Source organism: Flavobacterium indicum GPTSA100-9 = DSM 17447 (genome assembly GCF_000455605.1).
Classification (GTDB): domain Bacteria; phylum Bacteroidota; class Bacteroidia; order Flavobacteriales; family Flavobacteriaceae; genus Flavobacterium; species Flavobacterium indicum.
In genome coordinates, this window is sequence record NC_017025.1 from 575,635 (window position 1) to 589,539 (window position 13,905).

The following is a 13,905-nucleotide window of genomic DNA, read 5'->3' on the forward strand; positions in this document are numbered from 1 at the left end:
AACGGTATTTTGTTTAGAGTGAAAGATTTAAGTGTTAGCTTTAAAAATTAAACTATAAAAAATAATTACATGAAAAAAACATTACTTACTTTTTTATTGATTCCATTTTTTGGAATTTCACAAAATCAGTTTTCTTTTGGTTTTGATGGAACTACTGCGGCAATGCTTTCTGCGGGTTGGCAATCTACAAATCAAAGTTCTCCTACCACTACTTCCACATGGACAATTGCAGCTTATACTACTCCTTTAACGAATCCGTTGTTTGGTAGTGGCAATACAACGACAGTTCCGGTAGGACAAGCAGGAGGAAATAATTCATTTGCTTTGGTAAATTATACAAGTACCTCAGGAGTAGGAACTATAAGTAATTGGTTAATTACTCCATCTATTACAGTGCAAAACGGTGATGTTGTTACTTTTTATACACGTAAAGGGACAGATGGAACTACTGATTATCCTGATAGACTAGAGTTGAGAATGAGTTCAGCTGGAACGCATGTTGTTCCTACTACAGGTTCTTCAGATGTGGGTTCTTTTAGTACAGTTTGTGCTACAGTTAATCCGTCTTTATTAGGTGGTTTTGTTTACCCAAAAGTATGGACGCAATATTCGTATACAGTTTCAGGTTTGTCAGGATTAACACCTGTAAGATTCGCTTTTAGATATTTTGTAACCAATGGTGGTCCTTCAGGAGCTAATTCTGATCTTATTGGAATAGATACTTTTTCTGTAGACAGACCTTTAAGTACTGATAGTTTCTTTAATCAAAATTTTGCGGTGTATCCAAATCCTGCAAATAATGTGCTTAATATTTTACCAAAAAATGGAAATGCGATCAATTATTTTTCAATTTCAGATTTAAATGGTAGAACAGTTGCTTCTGGAAACTTAACAAACAATTCTATCGATGTTTCGAGTTTGTCACAAGGTGTATATTTAGTTACAATTGAGACTGAGGAGGGTAAAGGTACATCTAAATTCGTTAAAAACTAATTGGTTAAATACATATTGTTTAAAAAAGAAGAGGTTTTTTACCTCTTTTTTTGTATCTATAGTTTATGTTCTGGTGTTAAGTATTTTAATTAGAAAAATAATCTATAAAACAATCTATAAATAACAAAATTTAGAAAAATAAACTAAAAAATATAATTATTTAGAAAAATATTCTAAATTTGCATCAGATTTAATCAAGTAACAAAAAAATATTCTAAAGGTAACAGGTATGACAACTTTCATTTTACATACAACGATGTTTATCATGACAATGTGCATGTGTTGTTTTTATGTCTATTACCAAAAGATTTATACTTAATCAAGTTATATGCTATAATCAAGTAACCCTTTTGGTAAATATCAAAAGGGTTTTTTTATTGACAATTTCTAACTATTAAATTTATAAAAATGAGTACACAAAAATTTGCAACACAAGCATTACACGCTGGTTATGATGTAACTAAAAATGCAGGAACCCGTGCAGTTCCAATTTATCAAACAACATCTTATGTTTTTAATAATGCTGATCATGCAGCTAATCTGTTTAACTTGTCTGAAAGTGGATATATTTATACAAGACTGAATAACCCAACAAATGATGTGTTGGAACAACGTTTAGCTGCGTTAGAAGGCGGAATTGGTGCAGTCGTTACAGCATCAGGGACAGCTGCAATTGCTACTACATTATTGGTGTTGTTAAAGGCTGGAGATCATATAGTTGCTTCTAGTAGCTTATACGGGGGGACTTATAATTTATTAAGTGTTACATTACCTAGATTGGGAATAACAACTACTTTCGTAGATCCTTCAAATCCAGAAAATTTTACAAAAGCAGCACAAGAAAATACTCGTGCCTTTTTTGTAGAAAGTTTGGGTAATCCAAAATTGGATGTACTAGACTTAAAAGGAATTGCTCAAGAAGCAAAAGCATTTCGCGTTCCATTTATAGTTGATAATACTGTAGCCACACCTTATTTATTAAATCCAATAGAACATGGAGCAAATATTGTAATTCATTCATTGACTAAATATATTTCAGGAAATGGAACTTCTTTAGGAGGTGTAATTATTGATGCTGGAAATTTTGAATGGGATAATGGAAAATTTCCTGAGTTTACGGAGCCTTCAGCGGGTTATCATGGTTTAAAATATTATGAAGTATTGGGAGCGGCTTCTTTTATTGCTAAGGTGAGAATTGAAGGCTTGCGTGATTTTGGTGCTGCTTTAAGTCCGTTTAATGCTTTTCAAATCATTCAAGGGCTAGAAACATTGGAAATTCGTATAAAAAAACACAGTGAAAATGCTTTGGCACTTGCGCAATGGTTAGAAGAACAAGAAGAAGTTGCTTGGGTGAATTATCCAGGTTTAACTACCTCTAAATATAAACAATTGGCGGATGTTTATTTACCAAATGGACAAAGTGGTATCGTTACTTTTGGTTTAAAAGGTGGTTTTGAAGCGGCTAAATTAGTAGCTAATGAAACAAAACTGTTTTCGTTATTAGCAAATATTGGTGATACTAAATCATTAATTATTCATCCGGCAAGTACTACACACCAACAATTAAATGAATCGGAACAAAAAGCTACAGGGGTTACCGCAGATTTAATTCGTTTATCGGTAGGGTTAGAAGATATAGAAGATATTAAGGCTGATTTACAAGGGGTTTTTGAAAAATTACCAGTATCGGTGTTAAATTAAGTTTAGTTTGTTTTTAGCTGTCTTCGGCTAAATTTTTGGTCGAGGACAGTTTTTTAAAAAAATGAGATGAATAAATTACAATTTATAAGTATTTCAAATTTTTTATTGCAATGTGGTGATCTCGAAAAGTTTGAATTGAGTTATCAAACTTTTGGGCAACCTCTAGGAATGGCTCCTATTGTATTAGTGAATCATGCGCTAACAGGTAACTCGAATGTGTCGGGAGAAAATGGCTGGTGGAATAATTTAGTTGGGGAAAATAAAGTGATTGATTTAAGGAAATATTCAGTCATCGCTTTTAATATACCGGGCAATGGTTTTGATGGTAAAAATGCTAACTTAATTCAAAATTATAAAAAGGTAACCACTAAAGATATTGCTGCTATTTTTTGGAAAGGACTCGAGTATTTGAAGATAAATCAATTGTATGCTGTAATTGGAGGGAGCTTGGGAGGTGCTATTGCTTGGGAAATGGCGTATATAAAACCGAAGTCAATACAATATATAATACCAATCGCAACAAACTGGAAAGCATCAGATTGGATTATCGGTAATGTTTTAGTGCAAGATGCAATTTTGAATAATTCCATAAATCCAATTCACGATGCACGATTACATGCCATGCTTTTGTACAGAACCCCGCAGTCTTTGACACTAAAGTTTGAAGGAAAAAAACAAGAGAAACAAGATGTTTTTAAAGTTGAATCTTGGTTGCTTCATCATGGCGAAAAATTGCAAAATAGGTTTCAATTACAAGCTTATAAATTAATGAATCATTTATTAAAAACAATTGGAAGTTTTTATTCAGAAATTGATTGGATTAACATTTTGAAAAATTCAAATATTAAAATTTGTCAAATTGCCATAAATTCTGATTATTTTTTTACATCCGATTCTAATTTAGATATGCATTTTTTATTAAGTAAACATACTAATAACATAACGTATAATGAAATAAATTCAATTCACGGGCACGATGCTTTTTTAATTGAATATGAAAAATTAAACGACATACTTAAACCAATATTTACAACAAACAACTAAAAACAAACAACATGAAAATTTTAAAATTCGGAGGAAAATCTCTTGCAAATGGGGAAGGGATAAATCAAGTCATACAAATTATTGCTAATCGTTATTATAAAGATGAAGAGGTGGCAGTAGTGGTTTCAGCACGAGGCAATGCAACAGACGAATTATTAGCAATTTTAAATTTTGCTCAGCAAGGATTTAATTATGAAGACCTATTTCATGATTTTAAAGTGTATCAATCTGAAGGAGTTGCAGCAGATTTTTTTGAAGCAGAATTTAATACACTAACTAAATTATTTGAAGGGGTAAAATTATTGAGTGATTTTAGTGATAAAATAAAAGATCAAGTTTTAGCCTTTGGTGAACTTATAGCGGCAAAATATTTGACTTATAAACTAAGTGAAAAAGGTCTGTCAGCAGTTTTTGTTGATGCCAGAAAATTAATAGTAACTGATTCTAATTTTGGAAATGCACAACCCATCGATTCTATTTCTAAGAAAAATGTTCAAAAGTTTTTTGAAAACAGTACTGCTGTTTCTGTTGTTACAGGTTTTATTGGTGCTACTGCTACTGGTGAAACAACTACTTTAGGTAGAAATGGTAGTAATTATACAGCATCGTTATTGGCTAATTATCTTAATGCAGCTGAATTTCAGAACTTTACTCATGTAGACGGTATTTATACTGCAAATCCTGAATTGGTTGAAGATGCCAAAAAAATTGAACGCTTGTCTTTCAATGAAGCAAATGAATTGGCCAATTTTGGTGCTACAATATTACATGCGAAAACGATTATTCCTTTAGTGGAAAAAAACATTCCTTTACGAATTTTAAACACCTTTAATCCGGAAAATGATGGAACATTAATCACGGCAGAACAAACAGATGAGGGAATAAAATCGTTGTCGGTTTTAGATCATGTTTCTTTAATTAATTTAGAAGGTCGCGGGTTGTTGGGTAAAACAGGTGTTGATGCTCGAATCTTTAAGGTTATGGCTGACAATGGTATTAGTGTAAGTATCATTTCTCAAGGTTCTTCTGAACGAGGTATAGGGTTGGTTGTAAATACTGATAGAGCTTCGGAAGCTTTAGTGGGACTGGAGAAAGAATTTGAAAATGATTTCTATACTCGAGATGTAAACCGAATTTCTGTAGATGATAATATTTCGGTAATTTCAATTATAGGTCAAGATTTAAGTACGTTTCACAAACCGTATACTGCTTTAATCCGAAATAAAATTGTTCCAATTTTGTTTAACAATACAACTACAGGTAGAAATATAAGTTTGGTTATTAAAAAGAACGATTTAAAAAGAGCTTTAAACGTAATACATGGTGAAATTTTTGGCGTAACTAAAAAAATTAATATCGCTGTGTTTGGTCATGGTTTAGTTGGAGGTACACTTATTAATCAAATTCTTTCGTCTTCAAAAAATATTGAATTTAAAAAAGGGATTAAATTGAATGTTTTTGCTGTAGCGAATTCATCTAAATTAATTATCAATAAACGTGGGATTTCTGAAAATTGGAAAACTGAAATTGAGCAACAAGGTCAAAAATATTCTGTAAAGGAGATCATTCAATATGCGAAAAACAATCATCTCGAAAATTTAATCGCTGTAGACAATACGGCAAGTAAAGATTTTGTGGAAAATTATATTGAATTAATTGAAAACAGTTTTGATGTGGTTTCTTCTAACAAAGTGGCCAATACGTTGAGTTATGATTTCTATAAAAAACTGCGTAAAGCACTTGCTAAAAATCAAAAAAATTATTTATACGAAACGAATGTAGGTGCAGGCTTGCCTTTAATTGATACGATTAAATTGTTGCATCTTTCTGGTGAAAACATCACCAAAATTAAAGGTGTTTTCTCGGGTTCGTTAAGCTTTATTTTTAATAACTATTCACTTGAAAACAGGCCGTTTAGTGAAGTGCTGAAAGATGCAATTGCGAAGGGCTATACAGAACCAGATCCTCGTGAAGATTTATGTGGAAATGATGTGGCTCGAAAATTATTAATTTTAGCTAGAGAGTTGGATTTACAAAATGAATTTGATGAAATAAAAATTCAAAATTTAATTCCAGAATCCTTACGAACACTAAGTACAAGAGAATTTTTGGTTAGTTTAGATAAATTAGATGATTATTATTCTGAAATAAAACAAAGTCAAGAAAAAGGAAATGTACTTCGTTATATTGGTGAATTGTCTGGAGATTTACAACAAGATAAAGGGGATTTAGAAGTGAAATTGGTTTCCGTGCCTGAGAGTTCAGCTTTGGGTCAATTGAAAGGGTCTGATTCTATTTTTGAAATTTATACTGAATCCTATGGTGAACGTCCAATTGTTATTCAAGGTGCTGGTGCTGGTGCATCGGTGACGGCAAGAGGTGTTTTTGGAGATATACTGCGCTTGGCAGATAAAGGGTAACCCAACCACTACTACTTAACCTGTGAGCTTTTTTATAGCTTGCGGGTTATTTTTATTAAAAACAAACTTAAGAAATACATGAAAATTACATTAAAAAGAATTGATGAAGACTATCATTTTGAATTACAAAATGAACGCGGTCATAAAGTATATTTAGATAATCGAGCTGAATTTGGAGGTCAGGATTTAGCGCCAAGTCCAATGGAACTTTTATTGATGGGAGTTGCCGGTTGCAGCGCAATTGATATCATTACTATCTTAAAAAAACAGAGGCAAGTTGTTACGAATTATTTCGCAGAAGTAGAAGGTGTTCGTGTACCAATTGAAGAAGCTAAACCTTTTAAGGATATTAAGGTGACTATTTTTTTAGAGGGAGAAATTTCAGAGGAAAAAGCACAAAAAGCAGCACAATTGTCTTTTGAAAAATATTGTTCGGTGTCTAAAACTTTTGCCCCTTCAGTAGAAATTAATTATCAAGTTAACGTAATCCAAAAATAGCATGTCAACCAATCATATTGAAACCCAGATTATACGTTCGCAAACAGAACGAACACAATTTTTAGAACATTCAACTCCTTTATATTTAACTTCAAGCTTTATTTTTGAAGATGCTGAAGACATGAGAGCGTCTTTTGCAGAGGAAATAGATAGAAATATTTACAGTCGCTTTTCCAATCCAAATACGTCTGAATTTGTTGATAAAGTTTGTAAAATGGAAGAAGCTGAAGACGGATTTGCATTTGCTACGGGAATGGCCGCTGTGTATTCAACCTTTGCTGCTTTGTTGAATGCAGGCGATCATATCGTTTCTGCAGGCAGTGTGTTTGGTTCTACACATACACTTTTTACTAAATATTTTCCGAAATGGAATATTACCACCACTTATTTTGATGTAAATCAACCAGAAACAATAGAACATGTTATTCAATCAAATACAAAAATTTTGTATGCCGAATCTCCTACCAATCCGGCGGTTGATGTCATTGATTTAGAATTATTAGGACAAATTGCTAAAAAATATAATTTAATTTTAATCATAGATAATTGTTTTGCTACGCCCTATTTGCAACAACCCATCAAATTTGGTGCGGATTTAGTGATTCATTCTGCAACAAAATTAATGGACGGTCAAGGGCGTGTTTTAGGAGGAGTTGTAGTGGGTAAAAAAGAATTAATACGAGAAATTTATTTGTACTCAAGAAATACAGGTCCGGCATTATCTCCATTTAATGCTTGGGTTTTGTCAAAAAGTTTAGAAACATTGCCTATTAGAGTAGAGAAGCACTGTGAAAACGCAGTTAAAGTAGCCCAATTTTTAGAATCAAGCGATCAAGTGGAAGTGGTGAAATATCCTTTTTTGCCTTCTCATCCTCAATACGAAATAGCCAAAAAACAAATGAAGTTAGGAGGGAATATCGTAGCTTTTGAAATCAAAGGTGGGATAAATGCAGGAAGAAAATTTTTAAATGCCATTCAATTGTGTTCGTTATCGGCTAATTTAGGAGATACTCGTTCAATAGTTACGCATCCAGCTTCAACCACGCATAGTAAATTGTCTCAAGAAGAACGTTTAAAAGTTGGAATTACTGATGGTTTGGTTCGGGTTTCGGTTGGTTTGGAACATGTTGATGATGTAATTAATGATTTAAAACAAGCTTTAGCTAGTATTGGTTGATTATTTTTTTAAGATTTGAATAAAATACAGTTAAAACATCTATAAAAATGATTAAATAGGTTAATGTTTAGAAAATATTTCATTTTTAATTATTTTGTTTTACATTTGCAACGTTCATACAATTAATGTTGTTATCACGAAAGCTGGAGGGAATAGACCCAATGAAAGCTTAGCAACCCTATTAAATAGAAGGTGCTACATTCTATTCGCAATTTGCGAAAAAGATAACTTGAAAATTCTCTTCATTTTTCTTGATAACGTTATGAAATCATCGTATAGAGTTATCAAAATTATGTCAAAAATTCAAGAAGAACTTAAAAAAAGAATACTAGTCCTTGATGGAGCAATGGGAACAATGTTGCAACGCAATAAATTTGAAGAAGCAGATTTTCGTGGCAACCGATTTGCAGATTTTCCACATCCACTAAAAGGAAATAACGATTTGTTATCCATCACGCAACCTGAAGCGGTAAAAGCGGTGCACAGAGCCTATTTTGCTGCTGGTGCAGATATTGTAGAAACCAATACGTTTTCAGGGACTACAATTGGAATGGCTGATTATCATATGGAAGATTTGGTTTATGAATTGAATTATCAATCTGCAAAAATAGCCCGTGAAGTAGCCGATGAATTCACCGATAAACCAAGATTTGTAGCTGGGTCTATTGGTCCAACGAATAGAACAGCCTCGATGTCTCCTGATGTAAATGATCCTGGATACAGAGCAGTTACTTTTGATGAATTAAAATTAGCGTATAAACAACAAGTTGAGGCATTAATCGACGGTGGTAGTGATTTACTTTTAGTGGAAACGATTTTTGATACATTAAATGCTAAAGCAGCTTTGTTTGCAATCGAAGAGGTAAAAGAGGAGCGTAAAATTGACATTCCAGTCATGGTTTCAGGAACTATAACTGATGCTTCTGGAAGGACGTTATCGGGTCAAACTGTAGAAGCTTTTTTGATATCAATAGAACATATACCATTATTAAGTGTTGGGTTTAACTGTGCATTAGGCGCAGATCAATTGAAACCTTATTTAAAAAGGTTGTCCCAAAATACCAGTTTAAATATTTCCGCACACCCTAATGCCGGTTTGCCCAATGCATTTGGTCAATATGATCAAACTCCAGAAGAAATGCAACAATTAATTCGAGAATATTTGCAAGAAAACTTAGTGAATATTATTGGAGGTTGTTGTGGAACTACACCTGAGCATATTAAACTTATTGCTGAGGTAGCTAAAGAATTTAAACCAAGAAAGTTGTTGGTTGTTAGTTAGTAGTTGTTGGTTAAAAGTTTAAATAAAATGAAATATACAGAACTAGAGGTTTGGCTTGAGACAAGAAAATTAACTAACTTGGTTTATAACAAAACAAAAGTTTTTCCAAAAGAAGAGGTTTACGGATTAACTAATCAAATTAGAAGATGTGCTGTTTCTATTCCTTCAAATATTGCTGAAGGTATTGGAAGACAATCTTCGAAAGAAACATTGCATTTTTTGCATATTTCAAGAGGTTCGTTATATGAGTTAGAAACTCAGTTTTATTTGTCTTTAGACCAAAATTATATGTCGGCAAATGATTTTGAAATTATTATTAATCAAATAGAAACATGTAAAAAATAAATAAATGGATTTATCAATTATTACAAAAAACTTTAATTATGGAAACTGATAAAACCATCAACCATCAACCATCAACTATCAACCGATTTTTAAAATTATCAGGTTTAGAGCCTTTAATTGTTACACCCGAATCCAATTTTATTAATGTTGGAGAACGAACAAATGTTACAGGTTCAAGAAAATTTCTTCGATTAATTAAAGAAGAAAAATATGATGAAGCATTAGATATTGCTCGTGCTCAAGTAGAAGGCGGAGCGCAAATCATCGATGTTAATATGGATGAAGGTATGTTAGATGGTGTGTTTGCCATGACAAAATTCCTAAATCTTATCGCCGCTGAACCCGATATCGCACGTGTTCCGGTTATGATTGATTCTTCAAAATGGGAAATCATCGAAGCTGGGCTAAAAGTAATTCAAGGGAAAGGAGTCGTAAATTCCATTTCTTTAAAAGAAGGAGAAGCTATTTTTATTCATCATGCTAAATTGATAAAACGTTATGGCGCTGCTGTAATAGTAATGGCCTTTGATGAAGTTGGACAAGCAGATACTTATGAACGTCGTATTGAAATATGTAAACGTTCTTATGATATATTAGTAAATAAAGTAGGTTTTCCTGCTGAGGATATTATTTTCGATCCCAATATTTTTCCAGTCGCTACAGGTATGGAGGAGCATAGAAGAAATGCATTGGATTTCTTTTTGGCTACCAAATGGATTAGAGAAAATCTGCCTTATGCTAATATTAGTGGTGGGGTAAGTAACGTGTCTTTTTCGTTCAGAGGTAATGATAAAGTACGTGAAGCTATGCATTCGGCCTTTTTATATCATGCGATCAAACATGGCATGACGATGGGAATTGTAAATCCTGAAATGTTGGAGATTTATGATGAAATCGACCCTGTTTTATTAGAACATGTTGAAGATGTATTGTTGGATAGGAGAGATGATGCTACAGAACGTTTGTTAGAATTAGCGGAAAGCTATAAAGGTGATTTCAAAACAAATGAAAAAGTGGTGCAAGAATGGCGTAATGGTTCTATTCAAGAGCGTTTGACATATTCTTTGGTTAAGGGGTTAGATGAATTTATAGAGCTCGATGTTGAAGAAGCAAGATTGCAAGTAGACAAACCTATTGAAGTAATTGAGAATCATTTAATGAACGGGATGAATGTCGTAGGCGATTTGTTTGGTTCAGGTAAAATGTTTTTGCCACAAGTAGTAAAGTCAGCTCGTGTAATGAAAAAAGCTGTCGCTTATTTGTTACCATTTATTGAAGCAAGTAAAGACGGTAAATCTTCTAGCGCAGGGAAAATTTTAATGGCGACAGTTAAGGGCGATGTGCATGATATTGGTAAAAATATTGTTTCGGTGGTTTTAGCCTGTAATAATTTTGAAATCATTGATTTAGGAGTGATGGTGCCTCCTGAAAAAATTATTGAAACGGCGGTTAAAGAAAATGTAGATGTAATTGGATTGAGTGGTTTAATTACGCCGTCATTAGATGAAATGGTGTATTTGGCTAAAGAATTGGAAAAATTAAATATCAAAATTCCAATAATGATTGGTGGGGCAACGACATCTAGAGCACATACTGCAGTTAAAATTGCGCCTGAATACCAATCTACTGTTGTGCATGTTAATGATGCTTCTAGAGCAGTAACGGTGGCTAGTAATTTATTACAACCCGATACAAAAGCAAGCTATTCATCGGCTTTAAGAGAAGAATATTCCCAATTGCGTGAAGGCTATTTGAACAGAAGTAGAGAAAAGAATTTTTTATCTCTTGAAGAGGCAAGAAAAAATAAATTTAAAATAGATTGGTCTACTTATCAACCTAGTAAGCCAAATTTTATTGGAACTAAAAAGATTCAAATTGAAGTTAAGGATTTGGTTGATTATATCGATTGGACACCGTTTTTTCAATCTTGGGAATTATACGGAAAATATCCCGCAATTTTAACCGATGAGGTGGTAGGTGAACAAGCCACACATTTGTTTGCAGATGCTCAACATATGATTGCAAAAATTATTAAAGAAAATTGGTTTGAAGCAAAAGGTATATTAGGTATTTTTCCTGCGAATTCTATTGATGATGATGATATACTGGTGCAACCTTTAGCTAACAATCAGCAACCAACAACTTTTTTAACTTTAAGACAGCAATCACAAAAAACAGTTGGTGCACCCAATATTGCTCTGGCTGATTTTATTGCGCCTAAGGAGTCTAATATACAGGATTATATAGGTTGTTTTTGTGTCTCAACCGGATTTGGAGTGGATGAAAAAGCTGCAGAATTTGAAAAAGAATTAGATGATTATAACTCAATTTTAGTAAAGGCGCTTGGCGACCGATTTGCAGAGGCTTTTGCTGAATATTTGCATGAAAAAGTTCGTAAAGAAATTTGGGGGTATGCTGCAGAGGAAAATTTTTCAAACGAAGAATTAATCAAAGAAAATTACAAAGGAATACGACCTGCTCCAGGCTATCCTGCTTGCCCTGATCATTTAGAAAAACCAACGATTTGGAAGCTATTGAAAGTAGAAGAAGAAATAGGTGTAAAACTAACGGAAAGTATGGCAATGTGGCCAGCAGCTTCTGTATCTGGATATTATTTTGCAAACCCTCAAAGTAAATATTTTGGGTTAGGAAAAATCCAAAAAGACCAATTGGAAGACTATGCTAAAAGAAGAAAAATAAATATTGAACAAGCTGAAAAATGGCTTTCACCTAATTTAGCAGATTAATAATAGATGATGGTTATTAGTTGATAGAATAAGTCTGCAACCAACAACCAACAACCAACAACTTAAAAAATGAAAGTAACACAACATATTGAAAATGCAAAAGGAAAGACATTGTTTTCTTTTGAGATATTGCCACCTTTGAAAGGTCAAAATATACAATCCATTTTTGATGGAATCGATCCATTAATGGAATTTAACCCACCTTTTATTGACGTGACATACCATCGGGAGGAATATGAATTTAAAGAGTTAGCTAATGGATTGTTGCAAAAGAAAATTGTAAAAAAGCGTCCCGGAACTGTAGGGATATGTGCGGGTATTCAAAATAGATACAATGTTGATGCTATACCACACATTCTTTGTGGAGGATTTACAAAAGAAGATACGGAGAATCTCTTAATTGATTTGGATTTTTTAGGTATTGATAATGTAGTGGCTTTGCGAGGTGATGCTCTAAAGACTGAAACTTATTTTAAACCTGAAAAAGAAGGTAATGAATATGCTTCAGATTTGGTAAAACAAATCAGTAATCTAAATGAAGGGGTGTATTTGGATGAAGATTTGCAAAATACAGCCCAAACTAATTTTTGCATTGGTGTTGCTGCTTATCCAGAAAAGCATATGGAAGCACCAAGTCTAGATAGTGATATTCATTTCTTAAAACAAAAAATAAAAAATGGTGCGGATTATATTATCACCCAAATGTTTTTTGATAATAAAAAGTTTTTCGATTTTGTTGCTAAAGTTAGAGCTGCTGGAATTACCGTACCAATTATTCCGGGATTAAAACCTATTGCAACCAAAAAGCAGTTGAATTTAATTCCTCATCGCTTTAGTTTAGAAATGCCTGATGATTTGATTATGGAAGTTGTAAAAGCAAAAGATAATGATGCTGTTCGTCAAATTGGCATTGAATGGTGTATTCAACAAAGTAAAGAATTAGTAGCTGCAGGAATTCCTGTTTTGCATTATTATTCAATGGGTAAATCGGATAATATTAAAGCAATAGCTAGTGAGGTTTTTTAACAAATTCACTACTTTTTGTGTTATTTATCGAGGTTTTATTGTTTTTATCGGATTTTTTGTGCGAGTTATTTGAGTTTGGCTATTTTTGTTTGTAAATAATTTTAAACCAGTTATTTATGAAAAAAACAACACTACTCCTGATTGCATTTTTATTTTTCCAAATTAGTTTTTCTGCGAATGATAGAGATGAAGTTTTAACAAAAGCAAGAACCTATTCTGAAAACAAAGATTACAGAAATGCAATAAAGACCTATATAAAATATATTAAATTGTTTAGTAACGAAGCTGTAAACTTAAAGGATATTTATTATGAAGTAGCCAATTGTTATTTTTTACATGGAAAAAAAGACATGGCTATTAAAGTTATTAGAGAAACAATTTATAGATACGGCGCAACTAAAGAAGATTTAGAAAACAGCACCGTTTTAAACAAAGAAACGTATCAAGTTGTATGGTCTGATATTTATCCTGATTATAATTTTCTTAGAAAAAAGTACATTAACAGAGTTGGTGATGTGGATCAATATGTAGAAAATAATATTGTTACCCCATCAGAAAAAAAATAGTTAAAGAGATTTTTTGTGAAAACCCGTTTGAAATAACTAATTCAAACGGGTTTTTTATTGTAAATAATTAAGAATCAATTATTTAAAAATATCAGTTTGTTAATGA

At 32.6% G+C, this 13,905-nt stretch carries 11 protein-coding genes and 1 riboswitch; all 11 genes read left to right on the forward strand.

What is annotated here, in order from left to right; genetic code table 11:
• Positions 1–69: 69 nt before the first annotated feature.
• On the forward strand, positions 70–993 hold the full coding sequence (locus KQS_RS13935; protein WP_014387619.1) for a T9SS-dependent choice-of-anchor J family protein: 924 nt from the start codon (positions 70–72) through the stop codon (positions 991–993).
• Positions 994–1,401: 408 nt separating this feature from the next.
• Positions 1,402–2,694 carry an O-acetylhomoserine aminocarboxypropyltransferase/cysteine synthase family protein gene (locus KQS_RS02410; protein WP_014387620.1) on the forward strand — a complete coding sequence of 431 codons (1,293 nt, stop codon included), beginning with the start codon at positions 1,402–1,404 and terminating at the stop codon, positions 2,692–2,694.
• 66 nt (positions 2,695–2,760) lie between these two features.
• Complete coding sequence (locus KQS_RS02415) at positions 2,761–3,738, forward strand: alpha/beta fold hydrolase (RefSeq protein WP_014387621.1); 978 nt, start codon at positions 2,761–2,763, stop codon at positions 3,736–3,738.
• A gap of 11 nt (positions 3,739–3,749) precedes the next feature.
• A complete protein-coding gene (gene thrA / locus KQS_RS02420; protein ID WP_014387622.1) occupies positions 3,750–6,158 on the forward strand; it encodes a bifunctional aspartate kinase/homoserine dehydrogenase I in 2,409 nt (802 codons plus the stop codon).
• 78 nt (positions 6,159–6,236) lie between these two features.
• Entirely contained in the window at positions 6,237–6,656 is a 420-nt protein-coding gene (locus KQS_RS02425) for an OsmC family protein (RefSeq protein WP_014387623.1), read from the forward strand.
• Between the two features lies 1 nt (position 6,657).
• Positions 6,658–7,833 carry a trans-sulfuration enzyme family protein gene (locus KQS_RS02430; RefSeq protein WP_014387624.1) on the forward strand — a complete coding sequence of 392 codons (1,176 nt, stop codon included), beginning with the start codon at positions 6,658–6,660 and terminating at the stop codon, positions 7,831–7,833.
• 128 nt (positions 7,834–7,961) lie between these two features.
• Positions 7,962–8,064, forward strand: a riboswitch (SAM riboswitch).
• Between the two features lie 61 nt (positions 8,065–8,125).
• On the forward strand, positions 8,126–9,115 hold the full coding sequence (locus KQS_RS02435) for a homocysteine S-methyltransferase family protein (RefSeq protein ID WP_041252179.1): 990 nt from the start codon (positions 8,126–8,128) through the stop codon (positions 9,113–9,115).
• A 27-nt stretch (positions 9,116–9,142) separates the two neighbouring features.
• Entirely contained in the window at positions 9,143–9,460 is a 318-nt protein-coding gene (locus tag KQS_RS02440) for a four helix bundle protein (protein ID WP_014387626.1), read from the forward strand.
• Between the two features lie 38 nt (positions 9,461–9,498).
• Positions 9,499–12,207 carry a methionine synthase gene (gene metH, locus KQS_RS02445; protein ID WP_014387627.1) on the forward strand — a complete coding sequence of 903 codons (2,709 nt, stop codon included), beginning with the start codon at positions 9,499–9,501 and terminating at the stop codon, positions 12,205–12,207.
• 69 nt (positions 12,208–12,276) lie between these two features.
• Positions 12,277–13,233: a methylenetetrahydrofolate reductase [NAD(P)H] gene (gene metF / locus KQS_RS02450; protein WP_014387628.1), complete on the forward strand. Its 957-nt coding sequence runs from the start codon at positions 12,277–12,279 to the stop codon at positions 13,231–13,233.
• Between the two features lie 116 nt (positions 13,234–13,349).
• Positions 13,350–13,799: a tetratricopeptide repeat protein gene (locus KQS_RS02455; RefSeq protein ID WP_014387629.1), complete on the forward strand. Its 450-nt coding sequence runs from the start codon at positions 13,350–13,352 to the stop codon at positions 13,797–13,799.
• The last annotated feature ends 106 nt before the right edge of the window (positions 13,800–13,905 follow it).